Genomic DNA, 20399 nt, shown 5'->3' on the forward strand with positions numbered 1-20399 from the left:
AGCGGCGACCATAGGCGCAGACGTCCGGTCCGCCAACCGCCGCGCTTTGATCAGACCGGCGGGTCCACAGGAAAGCGTGGCCTAGTGTGGCGGCTCGGGCCCAGTCTAGACCATGCAGCTCAGCGCTTCGAAAAAGGTGACGATCTCGACATCGAGCGGATCATCGACCGGCTCGGGCTGCGACGACATCTTGGCGATCACCACTTCGGTCCTGGGATCGACATACAGCCACTGGCCATGGATGCCGATGCCGCAATAGGCGCCGCTCTCGTGTCCAGTCTGGTACCATTTGTTGCGGTAACGGCCCTTGGGAAACAGCGGCAGCATCGTGCCGCGCTGCCAGGCGTCAGCACTGCCGCCGGTAGCAGTGGTATCGCGCACCCAGGCCTCCGGCACGACGCGGCGGCCGTTGGCCATGCCACCTTGCCGCATCATCTCGCCGACACGCGCCAGATCGCGCGGCGTCACCGAAATGCCGCCGGCGGTGCGGGCCGTGCCTTCCATGTCGACGCCGATCGAGGCTTCGCTGACGGCGCCGAGCGGCAGCCACAGCTTCTCGCGCATCAGGTCGGCGAAGCGCTGGCCGGAAGCGCGCTCGAGCAGCAGGCCGAGCAGGTCGGAATTGGGCGAGCGGTAGCGGAAGGTCTGGCCGTGCGGCTCGGCCAGACGCTGCAAGGTCAGAATGAATTCGCGCAGGCTCTCCGTGCCGCCACCCGGATTCCACAGCGTGGCGCGGCGATAGCGGGCGAAGGCGCTCTCGGGATCGAGATAGGCCTCCTCGAAATCAAGGCTGACGCTCATGTCGAGCACATGCCGCACGCTCGCATCGCCATAGGCCGAGCCGGCGGCTTCAGGAACATAGGCCGTCACCGGAGATTCCGGGTTGAACACCCCCTCGCCTTCCAAGATGCCGGCGACAATGGCGGTCAGCGACTTGCTGATCGAAAAGATGATGTGGCGGGCGCCGAAATCCATATGCGGCGCGAACCAGTCACCGATGATCTTGCCGCCTTTCATCACCGTCAGCGCGTCGGTGCTCGAACGTGCGAGAAATTCAGCCACCATCTCCGGCGCACTGCCGACCGAAACCCTTTCGCCAAGCAGGCCGCTCATGTCCCGAACCGGCGCCTCGACGCCAGCCGGTGCCGCCGCCACGCGGGCGGTCGGCACCAGTTCGCCGAGATTCTGGAACGACCACCGGTTGAACGGGTTCTGGCGCCAGTTGGCGAGCAGCACCTCGTTGCGGCGAAAGCCATAGCGGGTCTCGAACGCGGTCTTGCCGGTCATGGCGTTTCCTTCTGGATCTTTTCTTTTTGAGGCTCAGGCGAGCGCGGCGGCGATGGCGTGCACGGCCTTCAGCGTCGCTATGGAATAGGCGAGATTGCTGAAATCGGGATAGGTCGAAAGCTTCACCACGACCATTCCTGTGTTCCAGTCGATATGGATCATCTGCCCGAACACGCCCCGGCACATCAGCGCGCGCGAGCGCGGATCCTCTATCCAGAACTGGTTGCGATAGCTGCCCTCCGGCAGGCTGGGGCTGAAATCAGGCCCATGCCTGCCGTTGCGCGTGGCCTCGATCCAGTCGGCCGGCACGACACCACCACCATTGTCGAGGATCATATGGCCAAAGCGGCCGTAGTCGCGCAGCGTGGCGTTGAGGCCACCATCGGCCACCGCATAGCCGGCGCGGTCGACGGTGAAGTAGGCGCTTTCATCCGCACCGAGCTTTTGCCAGAGTTCTTCCGAAACCAGCTGCGGCAGCCGTTTTCCGGTCACCCGTTCCATGATGAAGGCAAGCACGTCGGTCTCGATCGAGCGGTATTCGAACGCAGCACCATGCGGGCGGATCGTTTCCTTCAGGCCCAGGATCAGCTCGAACATGTGCGAGGGCCAGCGAAAGGCCGGATCGCTGTCCAGCGGCACCGGCTTCCAGCCGGTGGCGACATCGACCTGGCCAATGTCCGAATAGCGGTCGGTATATTCCTCGGAGAAGCGCACGCCGCTGGTCATGTCCAGCACATGCTGGACACTGGCGCCGGCCCAGCCTGTCGCGCCGAGTTCCGGCAGATAGTCGGTCACCGGCTTGGCCGGATCGATCAGGCCGCGCCCGACCAGTATGCCGAACACCGAACCCGTGACGGATTTTGCCATCGACTGCGACAGGTGCAGCGTGCGGTCACTCATGCCGTTGAAATAGCGCTCATAGGCGACCTTGCCGTCCTTCAGCACCAGGAAGCCGTCGGTATAGGTCTCGTCGAGCAGACCGGCGAGCGTTGTCGGCTTGCCCTCGCTGTCTTCGACCGCCAGCCCGTCGAGATCGGCCTCGGCGCGTTCGAAACGGTGGCGATGGCCATTGCCGCGCCAGACTTCGGCGGTCGGCAGAATTTCGCGAATGTGCTGGAACGCCCAGCGGTTCCACGGTGGCCGGTCCCAGTCGAGCTTCGGCGGCACCATGGCTGGCGGCGAGCCCTGCATGATCGGCGGCCGCGGATCGGAGTTGCGGTAGGAGTCCATGAAAGGCCATTCCCGGAAAAGAAAGGACCCGGCGGCGTGTGCCGCCAGGTCCGTAATGCAGCAGATTACTTCTGCAGTTCGGTCCAGATCTTGGTGTAGAGCTCCTGGGTTTCAGGCGCGCACATCTTCTGGAACTCGCCCTTCGGCTTGGCTTCGGCCGGAATGACGACTTCCGGGGCGTCCTTCATGTCGGCCGGCATGTATTTGTCCGAGCCGGTGATGGCGTTGGCATAGCGGTGGAAGGCCGAGAGGCCGGCCGCATTTTCCGGATCCATGATGAAGTTCTGGAACAGCTTGGCATTCTCGACGTTCTTGGCCTCCTTGAGGACAACGACGTTGTCGCTCCACAGGCCAAAGCCTTCCTTCGGATAGTTGTAGTGGATGGCCGGGTTGGCCAGCCGCTGGCGCAGCGCCGAGCCGTTCCAGTCGCTGGTCGCCTTGAAGTCGCCGGCGCCCATCTTCTCGATGGTGTTGTATTCCATCGCGATCCAGTTCGGCTTAGCCGCCACAAGCAGGTCGCGCACCTTCTTCAGCACCGCCTTGTCGTCGGTGCACTGCTGGCCGCCAACATATTTGATCGCCGCGAAGATAACGTCGCCCATCTCCGGAACGACGTTGACTTTGCCTTTCAGCTCGTCGGGCGTGTTGAAGACGATGCCCCATGTATCGGCCGGGCCCTTATAGGCATCGGTGTTGACGACGACGCCGATCGTGCCCCAGGCCCACGGCACGGAATATTTGCGGCCCGGATCGAATTCAGGGTTGGCCCATTCCGGCGCGACGTTCTTGAAATTCTCCATCTTGCCCGGATCGGTTTCCAGTAGGAGGCCTTCCTTGATCCAGATCGGCACGTAGGTCTGCGAAGGCACGGCGATGTCGAAACCGGTGCCGCCCTGGCGGACCTTGGCCAGCGCGGTGTCGTTGGAATCGTAGTCGGTGATGGTCACCTTGACGTTGTATTTGGCCTCGAACTTCTTGATCACGTCGGGGCTGGTGTAGTTGCCCCAATTGTAGATGTTGAGCACGCCATCGGCGCGCGCCAGGCTCGTCGATGCGAGCAGCGCCAACCCCACGGCGGTTGCTGTTGTCTTCCAGTTCATGTTTTTAACTCCCATTTTCGGTTCAGTCTCGTTTCCTGCTGACGAAGAAAAACAACGTGACGATCGCGACCGAAAGCAGCAGGAAGGCGGTCGATATCGCGTTGATCTCGGGTGTGATGCCGCGGCGGATCTGGCCGAGCATGTAGGTGGGCAGCGTGTCCTGACCGCCCGATTTGACGAACTCGGTGATGACGACATCGTCGAGCGAGATGACGAACGCCAGCATCAGCCCGGCAAGGATGCCGGGCCACAGAAGCGGCAGCGTGATGCGGCGAAAGGTTTTCCAGGGCGTCGCGTAGAGGTCGGCGGCGGCACGCTCCAGCGTCAGGTCCATATTCTCAAGCCGGGCCCGGATCGGCAGGTAGGCGAAGGGAATGCAGAACGCCGTATGCGCGGCGACCAGATAACCGATGCCGGAATAGCCGGTGAAGATCTTGACGCGCGAGAAGAAGATCAGCAGCGCCACGCCGGTGACGATCTCGGGCACCATCAGCGGCTGGTTGATCGCCGCATATTTGAAGGTGAGGCCGGGATAGGGTGCGGTGCGCGTGGTGGCGAGCGCCGCCATGGTGGCGAAGATGGTGGAAAGCACCGCCGCGATGGAACCAATCTGGAAGGAACGCAAGGTGGCATCGACGACCTGCGTGTTCTGCCATGCCGACTGGAACCATTTCAGCGAAAACCCGCCCCATTCGGAGGTCGAGCTCGCCGCGTTGAAGGCATAGATGACCAGCACGATGATGGGCAGATAGAGCACGATAAAGCAGGTCGCGGCGATCGCGGTGAAACCTGGCTGGTGCTTGATGGAAAAGTTCTTAGCCATGACGCACCCCTGACTTGCCGGCATTGCGCACATAGGCAAGCAGCGCCACCATGACGATGATCATGACGGCGATCGACAGCGCCGAGCCGAGCGGCCAGTTGCGGCCCTGCCCGAACTGCAATTCGATCAGATTGGACAGCATCATGTTCTTGCCGCCGCCAAGCACGCTCGGCGTCACATAGGCGCCAAGTGCTGGAATGAAGACCAGAATGGAGCCGGCGATGACGCCCGGCTTGACCAGCGGGAAGATGATCCGCCGCAGCACCTGGAAACGTGTCGCGTAGAGATCATAGCCCGCCTCGACCAGCCGGAAATCGAGCTTCTCCATGCTGGCATAGATCGGCAGCACCATCAGCGGCAGGTAGACATAGGCCATGCCGATCAGGATCGCGGTGTCGGTGTAGAGGATCTGGATCGGCGCCGAGATGATGCCGAGCTTGAGCAGGATCGTGTTGATGATGCCTTCGTTGCGAATGATCTGCAGCACCGCGAAGGTACGGATCAGCAGGTTGGTCCAGAACGGAATAGTAATCAGGAAAAGCCAGAGATCACGGGTCTTTTCACTGCGTGTGGCCATGAAATAGGCGGTCGGGAAGCCAAGCGCCAAAGTGGCGATGGTCGTCACCACCGAAAGCTTGATCGAGCGCAGGAAGATGGTGACGTGGGCGGCGGCAATCGAAAGCGTATCGTCGAAGATATCGCGTTCCAGAAACACCGCGATCCAGGCTTCCGGCGAGAACTGCCACTTCACGTCGCCATAGGAGCCTGGCGTCAGGAACGAGTAGACCAGCACGATCAGCAGGGGACCGGTCGCGGCGAGGAAAATGACCAGCAACGCTGGTGCTGACAGAAGCCAGCGGTCACGCACATCGCGCCGCTCCGCTGCCTTGGCGACTTCTTCCGCGGTCGCCATGATCAGTCCTTCAGCACTTGCGCGGCATCGTTGCCGATCAGGATACCGACCTTGTCGCCACGCTCGAAACCGCAGCCGGCGCTGCGTGTGTTCTGCTGGCGAACGGTGAAGTCCTCGCCACTGTCGAGCTGGACGTGGATATGCGTGTCGGTGCCGAAATAGACGACGTTCTCGACCGTGCCTGACAGGTCTCCCTTGCTGTTGGTCAGCTTGGCATGCTCGGGCCTCACCACCACGGTGGCGTTGCCCTTGGGCTGGAAGCCTTCGGCAACGGTCGCCTCGATGGTCGTGCCGGATTTGAGCGTCGCGCGCGCCTTGCCGTTGCCGATGCCTGATATGGCGGCGGTGAGGAAGTTGGTTTCGCCGATGAAGTCGGCGACGAAGCGCTCCGCCGGCTTGTCGTAGATATCCCAGGGCGAACCGACCTGCAGGATCTTGCCCGACGACATCACCGCGATGCGATCCGACATGGTCAGCGCCTCTTCCTGGTCGTGGGTGACGAAGATGAAGGTGATGCCGGTCTCATGCTGCAGCCGCTTCAACTCGATCTGCATTTCCTTGCGCAGCTTGTAGTCGAGCGCCGACAAGGGTTCGTCGAGCAGCAGCACCTTCGGCTGCGGCGCGAGCGCCCGGGCCAGCGCCACGCGCTGCTGCTGGCCGCCGGAGATCTGGCTGGTGCGACGACCCGCGAGTGCCTCCATCTTGACCAGCTTCAGCATCTCGGCGACGCGCGCCTTGATCTCGGCCTTCGGCTTGCCCAGCATTTCCAGGCCAAAGCCGATATTGTCGGCGACAGTCATGTGCGGGAACAGCGCATAGGACTGGAAAACGGTGTTCACCGGCCGCTTGAAGGGCGGCAGCGGCGCAATATCCTGGCCATAAAGCAGGATTTCACCAGCGGTTGGAAAGTCGAAGCCCGCGATCAGCCTGAGCAACGTCGTCTTGCCGCAGCCGGATGGCCCCAGCAGCGTGAAAAACTCGTTCTCGCGGATGGACACCGAGACCGTGTCGAGGGCAGCGACTTGCCCCTCACCTGACCCGAAAATTTTGCTGACGTTTACTACTTCAATCGCATTCCGATCCGGTTTGTCCGGCACGATTACGCCTCACTGTTGACCCCGCTCTTGCTGGCGGAGCTCTTCCCCTGTTCGATGTGACCACATGGCCGGTAGGTTGGCAAGCCCGGCATTGAACCACAGTTCAGTCAGTTACTTTCGGCTAGCAAGCCGCATGCCATTGTCAGGCCTGGTAGGTGATCTTGCCGCCGCAGATCGTCGTCACCGGCCGCACCTTGTGCAGATCGGCCGGCGGCGTTTTCTCGATATCGGCCGACAATACGACCAGATCGGCCATGTAGCCGGTTTTCAGTGCGCCCTTGCGGTGCTCGGCGAATTCGGCATAGGCGCCCTCGACCGTATATGCGGCGAGCGCCTCATGCAGCGAGAAGCTCTGGTCCGGGTCGCTGTCTGCCCATGGTTTGCGCAACATTGCCGCCCGAATGCCGAGGATCGGATCGATCGGCGACACCGGCCAGTCCGATGCGAAGACGACATGCGCGCCAGCATCCTTCAGGGTTCGCCAGGCATAGCTCAGCGGCCAGCGCGCCGGCCCGATGCGGGACACCGTCGGCTCCAGCGGAAAATCCATGGCGCCGGGCGGATGCGGCGGTTGCATGGAGGCGATGACGCCGAGTTCGGCGAAACGCGGCACGTCCGAAATGGTGGTGACCTCGATGTGCTCGACCCGGTGACGGCTGTCGCGCTTGCCGTTCGCCTTCTGCGCCGCCTCATAACCGTCGAGCACCGCGCGCACCGCGCCATCGCCGATCGAGTGTACAGCGATCTGCAGCCCACGCTTATCGACCGCGACGGCCAGATCGATGAATTGTTGTGGCGTGAACAGAGGCTCGCCCACCCAGTCGGGCCGGTCGGCGTAGGGCTCGACCATGACAGCCGTCCAGGAATCGAGAACGCCGTCATAAAACACCTTGACCATGCCCGACGACAGCCATTCGCTGTTGTAGCGTTCGGCCATGACGGAGGCCTTGTCGAGCATGTCGAGCGTCATGAAGTTCTTGTAGTGGAACGGGATCTGAACGCGGCAAGGCAAGCCTTCCTCGGCTTCGATCTCGGCCAGCAGCTCGAGCTGATACAGATTGCCGTCCATGTTCTGGATCGAGGTGATGCCGTGGCGGGCGCACCAGGCGAGCCCACGCCGCATGATGTCGCGATCGGCGTCCCGTTCCGCCGCCGTCGGCATCGGATCCGGCTCGCCGCCGGTCGACAGCCCCAGCCGCACCCGGCTTTCGCCGGCAAGGTCGAGCACCGGGCCGAAGGCCTCGCCTTCGCGCAATTCGCCCGCGGCCAGTCCATCATCACCCATGACAATCTCATTGCCGGGACCAAGCGTGCGCCCCTGCAGGATGCCCGCCATTTCCAGCGCTTTGGTGTTGGCCCACATGGTGTGATGGTCGGGCGCGGCCATGCAGAACGGGCGATCGGGCAAAATGGCGTCGAGATGGTGGCGCGTCACCCGCTCGCTGCCGAGCACGGTGTAGTCGACGCCCTGCCCGACCAGCATCTTCGCATCGGGTCGCGTCGGCGCATAATCGCGGATCGCCTTTTGCAGCGCCTCGAACCCGTGAATACCTGTCAGCTGAAGGTGGGCAAGTTCAGCCCCGCCTGAAAACAGATGCATGTGGGCTTCGATGAAGCCCGGCACGACCGAACCGCCCTTGGCGTCGATAACCTTGGTGGCCAATCCCTTGAGCTCTTCGATTGCAGCGCGGCTGCCGATGGCGATGATGGCGCCGTCCTTGACGGCAACGGCCTCGGCGGCGGGATTGTCATCGTCCATGGTCCGCACACGACCGTTGATGACGATCAGATCCGCATTGTGACCCGCACCCGTGACAGACATCGCGACTCCGCGCTTTTGACGACTGACTGACACCGACAACCCTCTTGTCCAACGACCTGCCGCTCCACCGGAGCGGCGCCATGGGATGGAAAAGATGCCAGTGCGCTGTCTTCGAAATTCCCCTTGTCATCCCGGAAGGCAGCGTCGATAAAGAATGCGACTGATTATTCGCGTTTGTCAACGTGCGGAATATGGAATGTATTGTGGACAGCACCCTGCGCCTGTGTTGAGACCGGGCGGGGAACGAGGACATCAAGCAGTGAAGCGCAGTCTCGACCGCAAAACCAGGATAGCGCTCGAGCCGCGCAAGCAGCCGCGGCAGCAACGGTCGAGCAAGGTCGTCGACAGGATTCTCGACGCGGCGCTGATCTTGACGCGGGAGCAAGGAACCAGGACGCCGACGACGCTGGCCATTGCGCAGCGCGCGGGCTTGTCGGTCGGTTCGGTCTACCAGTACTTTCCCAATAAGGAAGCCATCCTTCTGGACCTCGCCCGGCGTTGGCTGTCCTCCTTTCCCGAGGTGATCGCGAAGCGCATCAAGGTCGCCCCGCCCACCAACCGCGAAGAGTTTCGGCAGGAGGTGCGCAAGCTCTTCATCGACACTTCCAGGCTCTACCTCGAAAACGCCAGCCTGATGCCGGTGATCGAGGCTATTTCAGGCAACGCCGACCTCAGGCCGATCCAGAACGAATATGACGACCAGATCGTCGCCCTCTACGCCGCATGGCTGCAGCATGCGAACCCGGCTCTCGAAGACACGATCGCCAGCCGGCTCGGCGTGGTGATGATGGAGGTCGGCCATGTCTGCCGGCTTGTAGGGCTGAAAAAAGATCGCAGGACATTCGACCTCATCGAGGACGATGTGGAAACCATGTGGCTCGCTCTGGTGAGCCCCTACCTCAATCTTGACTGATTTCGCACTTCGAGAGGAATTTTATGAAGACTGTCTATTCGCCGCTCCATGCTGGTCATGCCGGCCAGATGGAACTGGTCACGAGCGCCATCGTGCCGGGCTTCGAAAAGCCTTCACGGGCCGAATTCATCAAGGCGCGGGTTGAAAGCGAGAAGTTAGGGCCGATCGTCCTGCCGCTCGAGCATGATCTCGCCGCCGCCAAGCGCATCCACAAATCAGACTACATCGACTTCCTGCCGACGGTCTGGCCGCAATGGGTGGAAGCCGGCTTCATGGGCACGGCGATGCCCTTCACCTGGCCGACGCGCGGCCTGCGCGGCGACGTGCCGCCAAAGCGCATCGACGCCTTGCTCGGCTACTATTCCTTCGATGCCGGCGCCACCTTCGTCGAAGGCACATGGGCCGCGATCAAATCGTCCTATGACGTGGCGTTGACCGCCGCCAGCATGGTCAAGGGCGGCGAGACATCCGCCTTCGCGCTCTGCCGCCCGCCCGGCCACCATGCCGGTGCCGGATTCATGGGCGGTTACTGCTACATCAACAACGCCGCCGTTGCCGCGCAATGGTTCCGCGACCAGGGCGCCAAACGCATCTCGATCCTCGATGTCGACTACCACCACGGCAACGGCACGCAGGAGATCTTCTATGACCGAGCCGACGTGCAGGTGCTCAACCTGCATGGCGACCCGATGGTCGAGTACCCGTTCTTCCTCGGCCATGCCGACGAACGCGGCGCCGGTGCAGGCGAAGGCTTCAACATCAATTATCCCATGCCCTTCGGCACCGACTGGAACGCCTGGAGCGCCTCGCTGGAGGATGCCTGCGTCAGGCTCGCCGCTTACGCACCGGATGTCGTCATCGTCTCGCTCGGTGTCGACACGTTCGAGAAGGACCCGATCAGCCAGTTCAAGCTGAAAACATCTGACTATCCCAAGATCGGCCGCCGCATCGCCAGGCTCGGCCTGCCGACGCTGTTCGTGATGGAGGGCGGCTATGCCGTCGAGGAGATCGGCGTCAACGCCGTCGGCGTGCTGACCGGATTCGAGGGTCGGTAATGCCTGTCGCCCAAAAGTGTGTGGCGGTTTTGGGGACAAGCATAAGCAAAGACGGTCAGGACCGGGCGGCAGCGCCGCCCGGTCCTCGCGACCAGGTCGCGGCGCCAACGCTGGGCGTGACGGTTGGCTCGGCCGGTTTGCGCGAGCGGCCGAGATAGTAGACCGCTGCTGCCGCGATGACGCCGGCCGCAAGGATGCCCACCGCCAGAACCGGCCGATACCAGAACCAGGCAATCGCGACCGTCGTCGTGCCGACCACGATCGCCAGGAAGAAGGCGATGATGCCGGTTCCCATCCGCGCCATGCTGCCGAGGAACGGGATGACGTCGAGGATCACGCCGATCGGGCTGAGGAACAGGGCAAAGCCGATGGTCAGCAACAGCAGGCCAGCGGCGCGCAACAGCCAGGTGACCAGCGTGTTTGCGCTGACCGCCTCGGCGAACATCTTGTCGGCCGGCACCGCGCCCGTATCGACCATCAGCAACGCATCGCCCGCCTCGGTCTGGTAAGGTTCGAACCGGCTGCCGGCCTGCCGCGCGACGATGCTGACCACGCCGAGCGGCGCCAGCTCGTAGCCGATGCGGTAGTCGCCCAGCGCCGGCGTTGTGGTGTCGGCGCCGAGATAGATCTTGCCGTCGACGATGCTGAGCGGCTTTGCCCCGGTATAGGCGGCCTTGATCGCGGCCGACTGGTCGGGCGACAGCGCATACGCCTTGTCGCCCTCGATGCGATCAAGCACCGGCTGGTCGAGATCAAAGGCGACGAGCTTGCCTTGCGGAATCTGGAAGGTCCGGCTGTGGATTGCCATCGGCGGATTCTGGTGGCCGTCCGGCTTCTTGAAATCCGAGGAGTCAATCTGGCTGTCGTCCCAGACCTTCGAATAGCTGTAGGTGGTCACCGTCTCCTCGCCGCCGCCAAGCTTCTTGGTGGTCTCGGATTTGGATTCTTCCTTCCACTGGTACATCTCTACGCCACGCGACAGCCGCAGCCCTTGCGCCGCGATGCCGAAATCCGGATCGGCGAGACCGCTGTCTGCCGTCACCGGGCCGCTGACATGCATCAGCTTACCGTCATTAGCGGCATCGACTCTGTCGGCGCTGGCCGAAACGACGGCGCCGGCCCCTTCGGCCAGCGAGCGCGCCGTCTGCACTGTGCGGCCCTCGTTCCAGAACAGCCCGATCACCATCAGCACGACCAAAAGCAGGCCGAAGATGACCCCGCCGACCGCACGCTTGATGCGCCCAAACCACGAGACGGATGTAATTTCCCGAAATGAATCGCTCATTGTTTCCCCCGAAACCAAATTGCCGCCACGCTGCGTCCCGCGGCGAGATGATTGCGACGGCCTGCCGCCCGCAGGCATGGCTGCAAGAGGCGCCCGCCTCTTCAACGCTCCCGAACCTACCGGAATCGACTAGCCACCGATATGGCCGGCTTGCAATCATTGACGACTTTTCGCGTCGCGGTCTTCTGTCCAAAGTGCGAAAATCCGCATCTGAGTCGCACCTGAGTCCACCAGATTCGATTTTGTCAAATCGCGTTTGATGTCGGATTCAACTGCGGGTAGATTAGACCCGAATCAGCCGGTCCTCGGGGGGCGCGGCGACCACCCAAAGTCTCTTGTTCCGGAGTTTTTCCGGCACCAGACGCGGACGGCTTCGCGTTCCCTGAATGGATTCGGACCTGGTTGGCGCAGCCCTGCGCCACGCGTGTGTCTTCGTCAAAGTAATGCGTATTCGGGTTCGGCGGCTGGCTTCCAGCATCCGGACAGCAGAAACGATTCCGGCCAAAAGCAACAAGAATGAGCAGTCCCGCCGCGCTACTTCAATCCGACACATTGGGCTCGCGCCTGACGTCGCGCGGCGATCTGACCAGCTTTTTCATGCAACTGACCGCCGAGATCGGCGCCGACAGCTACATGCTGGTCGCCATCGTCCACGACCAGGACCGCAACGATGCGCGCATCGTCTCGTCCAACTGGATTTTCGACGCCATCGAGCTGATCGGCAAGCGGCTGATCGCCGGGCTTGCGCAAGGCGCGCTCACCGTCGCGCCCGGCATCCGTCCGCAGCCGCTGGTGGCATCTCAGGCACCCGAAGCAGACGGATTGATCACCGGCGAAGAGGCGCGCCTTCTCGACGTGCTCGGCCATGCCGAGATCTATTCGCTGCGCCTCAATGTCGGCCGCCAGCGCCTGTTCGCCCTGTTCTCGGCAGCGAGTGCCGGCGGCATCGACCAGCCAGCGCTGATGCGGGCGCAATTGAAATGCTGCTACGCGCTTTCGCATATCCCGCAGCTGATCGCCGCCGCCGCAATGCAGGATCCGCTGTCGGATCGCGAGCGCGAATGCCTGTTCTGGGTCTCCGAAGGCAAGACCACCGACGAGGTCGCCGTCATCCTTGGCGTCTCCTCCAACACCGTCAACAGCTACATCACCCACGCCATCCAGAAATTCGCGGCCAGCAACCGCGCGATGGCCATCGCCACGGCGATCAGGAGCGGCATCATTTGAAACACGCCGATATCAAGGAGGCTGCCGAAGCCCTTTTCAACGAGCAGCGCAATCCGTTCGGCGCCTTTTCGCTCGGCTCCGAAACGCACCACGCCGTCACCATTCCCGATGCCGTGCGCCGCTGTCGCTGGATCGCCGTCGACATGAACGCCTCGGCCTTCGGCCTGTTCTTTGTCAGCCCTTCGGCCGAACGGGCACGGCTCGTTCCTTGTTTCGATTCCGACTATCCCGGGATTGCCGTGGCGACAAAGTTCATCTCGGGAGCCAATGGTGAGGAGATCGTGCGCCACACCCGCATCTCGACCGAACCGCGCTGGTGGACGGATGACGGTGTCGCCGCCATGGCCGAGATGTTCGGCAATCTCGCCTGGACCGAGCAGATGGCGGCGCTGGCGCCCGGCACCAGCGGCATCGCCCTCCCCGTCCACGCCGATCGCGGCCAATGCGGCCTCGTCGTGTTCCTGGGCTCGGAGATCGCCCTGCCGCAGGAGACGCTCTACGAGATCCACGCCCGCTGCTTTTCGCTGTTCGCCGCCGTCGCCCGCATCCGTCCGGGCGATGCCGGCCGCATGCGCGCCATCTCCAAGCGCGAACTCGAATGCCTGAAGTTGACCGCCAACGGCAACACCAGCGAAGAGATAGCGCGGCTCCTGAAGCTGTCGGTGCACACCGCCAACCAGTATCTGACCCAATCGACCCAGAAGCTCAACGCCGTCAACCGCAACCAGGCCGTGGCCAAGGCGCTACGGCTGGGCCTGATCGAATAGGATAATTCGAGGATCGGCTGAGGGCGGCTCGCAATCGTTGTCAGCGATAAGCCAGCGGTTCGACCTTGCGGATACGCGCCTCTTCGATCACAGCCTCGAGCAGCGCCGTGTTGTGCTCGGGGTCTTCGCCCGGCTTCTCGAACGACACGTAGTTGACCACCACCGAGGCACCGAGCTCGCTCAGCGTCAGCTGGAAATAGACGGTGACGCCGGGCGGCCGCAGCTCCAGGTCAAGCACGATGCGCGGGGTGCCGCTCCAGTCGACATGCGCCTCGCCACCATGGCCAAGCCGCAGCGTGCCAGGCATGAAGAACAGCTCCACCGCTGAATCGACCAGATCCGACAGGCACGCGAAATGCTCCAGCCGGATAAAGGCGATGTAGTCGGCGACATCGATCAGCCTCAGTTCCCCCACCACCTGCTCGATGGCGCTGGCGACGATGATCTCGCGGGATTTTGCGTGCGGTTGGCGGTTCATGAAATCTGTCTCCGCTCAGCCTTTTTGGAGTAGACGATCCGCACCAGTTCGGCGACGGCCTGGTAGAATTGTGACGGGATCACATTATCGACCGAAACTTGCTTGTACATGGAGCGGGCGAGCGCCACGTCCTCGAAGATCGGGATGTTGTGTTCCCGGGCGATCTCGCGGATTTTCAGCGCCACCAGATCCTGCCCCTTGGCCAGCACCATCGGTGCCGAGTCCTCGTCGCGTACGTATTTCAGCGCGATCGAGAAGTGCGTCGGGTTGGCGATGATCAGCGTCGCGCGCGGCACCGCCGTCATCATCCGCTTGCGCGCCCGGTCACGCGCCAGCGAGCGCAGCCGCGATTTGACGATCGGGTCGCCCTCGGACTGTTTGAACTCGTCCTTGACCTCCTGCTTGCTCATGCGCAGGTCCTGCTTCCAGTGGAAGCGCGACCAGACGATGTCGATTGCCGCGATCAGCCCCATGACGAAGACGATCGCCACCAGGATGTCGACGGCGATGCCGCGGATGACGAGACCAAAGGCGACCGGATTGGTGATCATCCCGGCGAGCAGCTTGCGGTGATCTTCCGACAGCGTGAAGATCAGCACGAGGATGGCAAAGCCGACCTTGCCGATCGACTTCGCGAACTCGACGAAGCCCTGGATGCCGAACAGCCTGTTCCAGCCCTTGACGATCGAGATGCGCGAAAATTGCGGCCGGACCCGCTCGCCGACGAATTGCGGCATGTTCTGGAACACCGAGGCGCCGACACCTGCTACGGTCAGCAGCACGAACAGGCTCAAGACGGCGCGGCCAACCTCGAGGAGGACGATCTTGTAGAGCGCGATGACATCGGTCTCGGTGTCCATCGGCCAGGCTTCCGGCTTCTCCAGGAACATCGACAGGAACATGCCGAGATCGATGACGGCGTCCTTGGCGTAGAAGACGGTGAACACCAGTATGGCGACGAAGGACGCAAGAAGCGCCGTTTCCCGCGAATGGGGCAGCTTGCCCTGTTCGATTGTGTCGCGGATCTTCTTTTCCGTTGCCTCTTCGGTTTTCGAATCCTTGTCGACCGCATCAGCCATGGCCCGGTCTTAGGCGGCGTTCTGGGTCGAGGGGAGCTCGAACGCGCCTTCGCGTGACAACCGGATCGTCGTCGTCACGATCGTCTTGCGCGCCGCCGTGATGTCGGCGAGGGGAATCCCTTCCGATCCCTGTCCGAGTTCGGCTTCGATCATGCGCCGCGACCGCGCGCCGATCGCCGACAGCACTGATTCCGCAAGTCCCGCCTGCGCGCCGCGCAGGGCCAGCGTGACCAGTTCGGTCGACAGCCCGTCGAACAGCAGCACCCGCGCCTTCTGGGTGAGCAGCGGCAAGTCGTCGAAGGCAAACAGGCGAGCCCGGACGCCATCGAGATCGGGCGTGCCGGCGGCTTCCAGGTCCTGCATGACCTCCTCGAGCAGCGGCTTGTCCAGTTCGTTGAGGACGCTGGCGACGCGCGCCTGCCCGGCCGAGGTGTCCTTCGTCGAGGTTTCCGTCAGCACGCTGGTGCGCAGCCGGTTCTCGACGATCTTGCTGGCGGCTTCCGGAACATTGGCCATCGTCACCATGCGCTTGATGATTTCGCCACGCATCGGCTTGGTCAACGTCAGCAGCACGCTCGCCGCCACTTGCGGCGCCAGCTTGGACAGCACCATGGCCGCGGTCTGTGGATGCTCGCCGGCCAGGAAGGCACCAAGCCGCGCCGGCTCGAGCTTTTCGAGCTCGGGCCAGATCGGCGGCGGGCCTTCCGGTGCGACCTCGAATCTCTTGTCGCCCATGATTGCGCTCATCTCTTCGGGCGACAGCGACTCGTTGAGGATGGTGTCCATCCTGTCGGCGGAATCGAGCAATCCCGCCCCTTCGGTGAACTCGGCCTCGAACTCGGCGACAATGCGCTCGAGATCGTTTTGCGGAATCGTCCGCAGCAGACGGGCGCCCTCGATCAGCGCCTTCAGTTCTTCCTGCTTGAAGAATTTCAGCAGGCGGCTGGCCGACGGCTTGCCCATCGCCACCAATATGGCGGCCGCCTTCTGCGCGCGGGTCAAGGTCACCGGCGTCGTCATGCCACTCGCCTCCGCTGCCACCGGCAAGCTCCGCAACCCATGTCCTAGGCGCCCTTCGTGCCGGCGATGATTTCGGTCAGCCTGATGCCGAAGCGCGACGGATCGCTTTCCAGCACGGTGATCTCGCCGCGCGCGATCTTGCGGCCGTTGACCACGACGTCGACAGGTTCGCCGATACGGCGATTGAGCGCCACCGTCGACCCCTTCTGCAGCGCCATCAGGTCGGAGACCGGCATCTCGGTGCTGCCGAGGATGATCTGGACATCGACGGGGATGTTCATGATGACGCTCGAATTGGCGCCGGAAGCGGCCCTGAACGCCGCATCGGGGCGCTGCTCCTCGTCATGCAGCACACCGCGCAACTCTTCAATGGCACGGTCGAGCTGCTCGTCCGGCTGGTCGAGATCGGCTTCCACCTTGGTCTTGGCCATGCGTCGTCTCCAAATGTCAGGCGCTGCCGGCGGAAGCCGGCATCAGCGCTTCGATAAAGTCCTGCCCGGCATCGTAGGGATGCCTGATTCGAACGGTGTAATTCTGTCCCAGTTTGCCGAACTCGCACACGAACAGCGTCTTGCCGCGCGCGCTGAGACGCGCCTGCGACTGCGCCGTTTCCTCGAATTCAATGACCTGGCCAATTTCGAAACCGGCAAGGTCGCCGAGTGTCAGCCGGGCCAGCGGCATCGTGGCCTCGAGTGCTACGGTGGAGCGCATCACCTCTTCCGAAAAGCGCGCGCGCCAGCTGGCCCCCTGATCGTTCTCGCCGGCGACGGCGGCACTGTCCCGGCTGGCCAGCACGATACGCTGCGGCATCGTCACGGTGACGGTGCCGCTGTCGGCCGGCGTCGAGATGCCAAGGACGATACGGATCGCCGCGCCGTCGCGCAGCACGTGCCGCTTCGCCTCGGTGCCCGACATTGCCCGCGGCACGGGCAGGCGCAGGTCGAGCGAGCGTCGTCCCGATCCGTTCAGGGCCTGCGCGACCTGCTGGAACACCATGGTCGAGACATCGACCTCGATCTGCGACAGATCGCGCTCTATGGGCGACGCCGACATCTCCGGATCGCCGCCGAACAGCGTGCAGACCATGATCGCGATCGCCGGCGCATCAATCACCAGGGTCATGGCATCCGAGGACGTGGATGATGCGACGATTGTCATGGCAAAAGTCTCGCCGGCACGCGAGCGCGCCTCCGAGACGCGGCTGACCTCGACGGCCCTGAGATCGATGGTGACCGGGACACCAAGCTCACTGGTCAAGCTCTTCTGCAGCAACGGCGCGGCGCGTTCGGCCATGGCCCGGCCGGTGCCGATGACCTGGGCGGCTTCGCCGCTGTCGCCGACCAGACGCTCGATGATCAGCGAGCGCGCTTCCGCTGGGCTGCCCGGACTGGTCATGACAGTGCTGGGACCGATCTGTCGCGCATCGTTCAGGCGGCCTTCTTTTCGACGGCACCGGTGTTCATCGTGCTCTGCTCTACGGCGTCGATTGTCGGCCGTTCATAGGACGAGATGGTCTTGCGGCCGAACTCGATCGCCACCTGCGGCAGCGCGCCGTTCATGTAGGCCAGCAGCGTCTGCTTGACGATGATGTAGAGGCGGTTGTTCTTCTCGCGAACCGTCTTGATCTTGGTGGCGACCGGCCCGACCACCGCATAGGACAGGAAGATGCCGAGGAACGTTCCGACAAGTGCGGCGCCGATCAGACCGCCGAGGATTTCCGGCGACTGGTCGAGCGCACCCATCGCCTTGACCACGCCGAGGACGGCGGCGACGATGCCGAGCGCCGGCAAGCCGTCCCCGACCGCCACCATTGCATGATAGGCCTTCATCTTGTCGGACCTGATGGTCTGGATTTCCTCGTCCATCAGCGCCTCGATCTCGTGCGAGCGGGCATTGCCGATGATGATGATGCGACAGTAATCGCAGATGAAGGCCATCAGGTCGTGATTCTTGAGTACGGTCGGAAAGGCCTGGAAGATCGCCGATTCTTCGGGATTGTCGATATGCGCCTCGACTTCGCTGCGCGACTTCGAGCGCAGCTCGCGCATCAGTGAGTGCAGCACGCCCAGCGTTTCCAAGTAGTTCTGTTCCTTCGGCACCGCCTGTTTGAACGCCTCGAGGATGGCCTTGCCGGTATCCTTGACCGTCTTCATCGGATTGGCCACCAGAAACGTGCCGAACGCGGCACCGCAGATAACCACGGCTTCCCACGGCTGGACCAGCACGTGAAGATGGCCGCCCATGGCCATGAAGCCGCCAAGGACGCAGCCGAGCGTAACCACCAGTCCAATCAGAATGCCCACGAAAGGTCCTTCCGCATTTCACATCAGGCGTAAGGGATAGCTCCCGTGCCTTGTGTGAGGCTTGAATCGAAGCCACCGGATCCGATTCAGTTTCGCGCAAGGAAGTAGGGCTATTGTGCCGACATTAGCTTCGGCCGGAGGCACGTCTTTGCTTAATACCTTTACCAGCTACCAGCTGATCACCAAGGATATCACCAAGTCGATCGACAGGATCGAGCAGCAGCCGGTGGTTGATCGCGATACCAAATATTATCTCGCCAACATCACCAAGGTGAAATCGATCGACGATTTCGTCAAAAATGACCGCTTGTTCAAATACGCCATGAAGGCCTATGGGCTCGAGGACATGGACTACGCCAAGGCCTTCATGGTCAAGGCGCTCAAGGAAGGCGTCTCCGATCCCAACAGCTTCGCCAACAAGCTGACCGACAAGCGTTACGCCGAATTCGTCAGGGCCTTCAATTTCGCCGCCAACGGCGCCGATGCGACCATCTACAACAAGACGCAGCAGCTGGTGACCAAGAACTATGCCTCGCAGGCTGAAATCGCCGGCCTCGATGCGGATTCGGACTATGTGAAAGGCGAGACGACATACTATCTCGCCAACATCACCAAGGTGAAGTCGATCGACGATCTGATGTCGAACAATCGGCTCTACACCTACGCACTGGCTTCATTCGGCCTCGATTCGACCACGGAAGACAAGGATCTCATCAAGAGCGTTCTGCAGGGTGGCGTCCGCAACCCCGACAGCGTCGCTAACAAGATGACGGACAAGACCTACGCAGCACTTGCCTCCGCCTTCAATTTCGAAGCTTATGGTGCGAACACCACCACCATCAATCCGGCGCAGCAGCCGACCGTCGACAAATACATGCGCCAGACCCTCGAAGAGGATGCCGGCCAGACCAACCAGGGCGTGCGGCTGGCGCTTTATTTCGACCGCAAGGCCCCGACCATCACCAACTGGTACGACGTGCTGGCCGACACCGCGCTTGCCAGCGTCGTGCGCACCGTGCTCGGCCTGCCCGATTCTTTCGCCACCGCCGATGTCGACAAGCAGGCGCAGCTGTTCGAGCAGAAACTCGACATCTCGGATTTCTCCGACCCCGAGAAACTCGGCAAGTTCCTGACTCGCTTCACCAGCATGTACGAAATCAACAACCCCACTTCATCGGCCGTCACCTCGGTTAGCGTGCTGTTTTCCCAGCCGATCACGGTCGGCATCTCCACCGACCTGATGATGGCCATGCAGAAACTAAGGTTCTGAGACTATTATGCGGGACAGTCTGTACGTCGCCCTATCCTCGCAGATCGCGCTCGAGCGTCGCCTCGACACGATCGCCGACAACGTCGCCAACGCCTCGACGATCGGTTTTCGCGCCACCGGCGTGAAGTTCGAGGACGTCGTGTCCGGCACCGGGCCGAAATCGGTGTCCTTCGCCTCCTCTGGCAAGACCTATCTTTCCGGCGCTCACGGTGCTTTGAGCGAGACCGGCAATCCCTTCGATTTCGCCATTCAGGGCGATGCCTGGTTCGCCATAGAGACGCCTGTCGGCGCCGTCATGACCCGCGACGGGCGCTTTTCGATGAACGAGAACGGCGAACTGATGTCGATCGAGGGCCACCCGGTACTCGATGCCGGCGGCTCGCCGATCCAGCTTGACCCGCGCAGCGGTCCGCCCAAGGCCGGGGCCGACGGTTCGCTGCGCCAGAACGATCAGCTTGTCGGTTCGATCGGCCTCTACAATTTCGACCCGGGCGAGAACTTCGTCCGCTACGGAAATTCCGGCATCGTTCCGGCGCGCACGCCGGAGCCTGTCACCGATCGCTCCGATATCGGCGTCGCCCAGGGTTTTCTCGAAGAATCCAACGTCAATCCGGTGCTGGAGATCACCCGGCTGATTATGGTTCAGCGTGCCTTCGAGAACACCGCCGCCCTGATGCGGCAGACTGACTCCTCCACCGACGAGGCGATCAAGACGCTCGGCTCGAAATAA

At 62.6% G+C, this 20399-nt stretch carries 20 protein-coding genes; 6 read left to right on the forward strand and 14 right to left on the reverse strand.

Features of this window, described 5'->3' with window-relative positions; translation table 11 throughout:
- Positions 1-105: 105 nt before the first annotated feature.
- The 7 genes from ASD12_RS05165 to ASD12_RS05195 form a co-directional block, all read right to left on the reverse strand.
- Positions 106-1287, reverse strand: coding sequence for a serine hydrolase (locus ASD12_RS05165; RefSeq protein WP_056582561.1), 1182 nt, complete (start codon positions 1285-1287; stop codon positions 106-108).
- 33 nt (positions 1288-1320) lie between these two features.
- The gene (locus tag ASD12_RS05170) at positions 1321-2517 is read right to left on the reverse strand and encodes a serine hydrolase (protein WP_056582564.1); all 1197 of its coding nucleotides are present in this window, start codon (positions 2515-2517) and stop codon (positions 1321-1323) included.
- A gap of 65 nt (positions 2518-2582) precedes the next feature.
- Positions 2583-3617, reverse strand: a complete 1035-nt coding sequence (locus ASD12_RS05175) for an extracellular solute-binding protein (protein ID WP_056582566.1) — start codon at positions 3615-3617, stop codon at positions 2583-2585.
- Between the two features lie 22 nt (positions 3618-3639).
- Complete coding sequence (locus tag ASD12_RS05180; protein WP_056582568.1) at positions 3640-4440, reverse strand: ABC transporter permease; 801 nt, start codon at positions 4438-4440, stop codon at positions 3640-3642.
- Entirely contained in the window at positions 4433-5353 is a 921-nt protein-coding gene (locus ASD12_RS05185) for an ABC transporter permease (RefSeq protein ID WP_056582570.1), read from the reverse strand. The genes ASD12_RS05180 and ASD12_RS05185 overlap by 8 nt, the downstream gene beginning before the upstream one ends.
- 2 nt (positions 5354-5355) lie before the next feature.
- A complete protein-coding gene (locus tag ASD12_RS05190; protein WP_056582573.1) occupies positions 5356-6450 on the reverse strand; it encodes an ABC transporter ATP-binding protein in 1095 nt (364 codons plus the stop codon).
- Between the two features lie 142 nt (positions 6451-6592).
- The gene (locus ASD12_RS05195) at positions 6593-8272 is read right to left on the reverse strand and encodes an amidohydrolase (RefSeq protein WP_056582575.1); all 1680 of its coding nucleotides are present in this window, start codon (positions 8270-8272) and stop codon (positions 6593-6595) included.
- Positions 8273-8531: 259 nt separating this feature from the next.
- On the opposite strand from ASD12_RS05195, the gene ASD12_RS05200 reads away from it, so the two are divergent.
- A complete protein-coding gene (locus tag ASD12_RS05200; RefSeq protein ID WP_056582577.1) occupies positions 8532-9185 on the forward strand; it encodes a TetR/AcrR family transcriptional regulator in 654 nt (217 codons plus the stop codon).
- A 23-nt stretch (positions 9186-9208) separates the two neighbouring features.
- Positions 9209-10240 carry a histone deacetylase family protein gene (locus ASD12_RS05205; RefSeq protein WP_056582578.1) on the forward strand — a complete coding sequence of 344 codons (1032 nt, stop codon included), beginning with the start codon at positions 9209-9211 and terminating at the stop codon, positions 10238-10240.
- A gap of 55 nt (positions 10241-10295) precedes the next feature.
- Here the strand turns inward: ASD12_RS05205 and ASD12_RS05210 are convergent, their stop codons facing one another.
- Positions 10296-11525 carry a TMEM43 family protein gene (locus tag ASD12_RS05210; RefSeq protein WP_156398539.1) on the reverse strand — a complete coding sequence of 410 codons (1230 nt, stop codon included), beginning with the start codon at positions 11523-11525 and terminating at the stop codon, positions 10296-10298.
- A 516-nt stretch (positions 11526-12041) separates the two neighbouring features.
- Here ASD12_RS05210 and ASD12_RS05215 point away from each other — a divergent pair.
- Positions 12042-12752, forward strand: coding sequence for a helix-turn-helix transcriptional regulator (locus tag ASD12_RS05215; RefSeq protein WP_056582582.1), 711 nt, complete (start codon positions 12042-12044; stop codon positions 12750-12752).
- The gene (locus tag ASD12_RS05220; RefSeq protein WP_056582584.1) at positions 12749-13519 is read left to right on the forward strand and encodes a helix-turn-helix transcriptional regulator; all 771 of its coding nucleotides are present in this window, start codon (positions 12749-12751) and stop codon (positions 13517-13519) included. Before ASD12_RS05215 ends, ASD12_RS05220 begins: the two co-directional genes overlap by 4 nt.
- A gap of 40 nt (positions 13520-13559) precedes the next feature.
- Here ASD12_RS05220 and ASD12_RS05225 read toward each other — a convergent pair whose 3' ends face one another.
- Genes ASD12_RS05225 through motA form a run of 6 tightly spaced genes read right to left on the reverse strand, consistent with a single transcriptional unit; the run spans position 13560 to position 18399 of the window.
- Positions 13560-13997, reverse strand: coding sequence for a hypothetical protein (locus tag ASD12_RS05225; RefSeq protein ID WP_056582587.1), 438 nt, complete (start codon positions 13995-13997; stop codon positions 13560-13562).
- Entirely contained in the window at positions 13994-15076 is a 1083-nt protein-coding gene (flhB, locus tag ASD12_RS05230) for a flagellar biosynthesis protein FlhB (protein WP_056582589.1), read from the reverse strand. The genes ASD12_RS05225 and flhB overlap by 4 nt, the downstream gene beginning before the upstream one ends.
- Positions 15077-15085: 9 nt before the next feature.
- Positions 15086-16096, reverse strand: coding sequence for a flagellar motor switch protein FliG (locus ASD12_RS05235; protein WP_056582590.1), 1011 nt, complete (start codon positions 16094-16096; stop codon positions 15086-15088).
- Between the two features lie 44 nt (positions 16097-16140).
- Positions 16141-16527: a flagellar motor switch protein FliN gene (gene fliN, locus ASD12_RS05240; RefSeq protein ID WP_056582592.1), complete on the reverse strand. Its 387-nt coding sequence runs from the start codon at positions 16525-16527 to the stop codon at positions 16141-16143.
- Between the two features lie 16 nt (positions 16528-16543).
- Positions 16544-17491: a FliM/FliN family flagellar motor switch protein gene (locus tag ASD12_RS05245; RefSeq protein WP_056582594.1), complete on the reverse strand. Its 948-nt coding sequence runs from the start codon at positions 17489-17491 to the stop codon at positions 16544-16546.
- Between the two features lie 32 nt (positions 17492-17523).
- The gene (gene motA / locus ASD12_RS05250; RefSeq protein ID WP_056582597.1) at positions 17524-18399 is read right to left on the reverse strand and encodes a flagellar motor stator protein MotA; all 876 of its coding nucleotides are present in this window, start codon (positions 18397-18399) and stop codon (positions 17524-17526) included.
- Positions 18400-18547: 148 nt separating this feature from the next.
- Here motA and ASD12_RS05255 point away from each other — a divergent pair, with 148 nt between their 5' ends.
- Positions 18548-19669 (forward strand): DUF1217 domain-containing protein, encoded by a 1122-nt coding sequence (locus ASD12_RS05255; protein ID WP_056582599.1) that lies wholly within the window; start codon positions 18548-18550, stop codon positions 19667-19669.
- Between the two features lie 7 nt (positions 19670-19676).
- The gene (gene flgF, locus ASD12_RS05260; RefSeq protein ID WP_056582601.1) at positions 19677-20399 is read left to right on the forward strand and encodes a flagellar basal-body rod protein FlgF; all 723 of its coding nucleotides are present in this window, start codon (positions 19677-19679) and stop codon (positions 20397-20399) included.

Origin of the sequence: Mesorhizobium sp. Root102, assembly GCF_001425625.1 — a bacterium.
Lineage (GTDB): Bacteria > Pseudomonadota > Alphaproteobacteria > Rhizobiales > Rhizobiaceae > Mesorhizobium.

What these genes read in the sequence shown, in the direction of transcription:
- ASD12_RS05165 (WP_056582561.1), bottom strand. Translation starts at nt 1,287, where the DNA reads ATGACCGGCAAGACCGCGTTCGAGACCCGCTATGGCTTTCGCCGCAAC.
- ASD12_RS05210 (WP_156398539.1), bottom strand. Translation starts at nt 11,525, where the DNA reads ATGAGCGATTCATTTCGGGAAATTACATCCGTCTCGTGGTTTGGGCGC.
- fliN (WP_056582592.1), bottom strand. Translation starts at nt 16,527, where the DNA reads ATGGCCAAGACCAAGGTGGAAGCCGATCTCGACCAGCCGGACGAGCAG.
- ASD12_RS05235 (WP_056582590.1), bottom strand. Translation starts at nt 16,096, where the DNA reads ATGACGACGCCGGTGACCTTGACCCGCGCGCAGAAGGCGGCCGCCATA.
- ASD12_RS05185 (WP_056582570.1), bottom strand. Translation starts at nt 5,353, where the DNA reads ATGGCGACCGCGGAAGAAGTCGCCAAGGCAGCGGAGCGGCGCGATGTG.
- ASD12_RS05170 (WP_056582564.1), bottom strand. Translation starts at nt 2,517, where the DNA reads ATGGACTCCTACCGCAACTCCGATCCGCGGCCGCCGATCATGCAGGGC.
- ASD12_RS05195 (WP_056582575.1), bottom strand. Translation starts at nt 8,272, where the DNA reads ATGTCTGTCACGGGTGCGGGTCACAATGCGGATCTGATCGTCATCAAC.
- ASD12_RS05205 (WP_056582578.1), top strand. Translation starts at nt 9,209, where the DNA reads ATGAAGACTGTCTATTCGCCGCTCCATGCTGGTCATGCCGGCCAGATG.
- ASD12_RS05215 (WP_056582582.1), top strand. Translation starts at nt 12,042, where the DNA reads ATGAGCAGTCCCGCCGCGCTACTTCAATCCGACACATTGGGCTCGCGC.
- ASD12_RS05245 (WP_056582594.1), bottom strand. Translation starts at nt 17,491, where the DNA reads ATGACCAGTCCGGGCAGCCCAGCGGAAGCGCGCTCGCTGATCATCGAG.
- flgF (WP_056582601.1), top strand. Translation starts at nt 19,677, where the DNA reads ATGCGGGACAGTCTGTACGTCGCCCTATCCTCGCAGATCGCGCTCGAG.
- ASD12_RS05175 (WP_056582566.1), bottom strand. Translation starts at nt 3,617, where the DNA reads ATGAACTGGAAGACAACAGCAACCGCCGTGGGGTTGGCGCTGCTCGCA.
- ASD12_RS05225 (WP_056582587.1), bottom strand. Translation starts at nt 13,997, where the DNA reads ATGAACCGCCAACCGCACGCAAAATCCCGCGAGATCATCGTCGCCAGC.
- flhB (WP_056582589.1), bottom strand. Translation starts at nt 15,076, where the DNA reads ATGGCTGATGCGGTCGACAAGGATTCGAAAACCGAAGAGGCAACGGAA.
- ASD12_RS05180 (WP_056582568.1), bottom strand. Translation starts at nt 4,440, where the DNA reads ATGGCTAAGAACTTTTCCATCAAGCACCAGCCAGGTTTCACCGCGATC.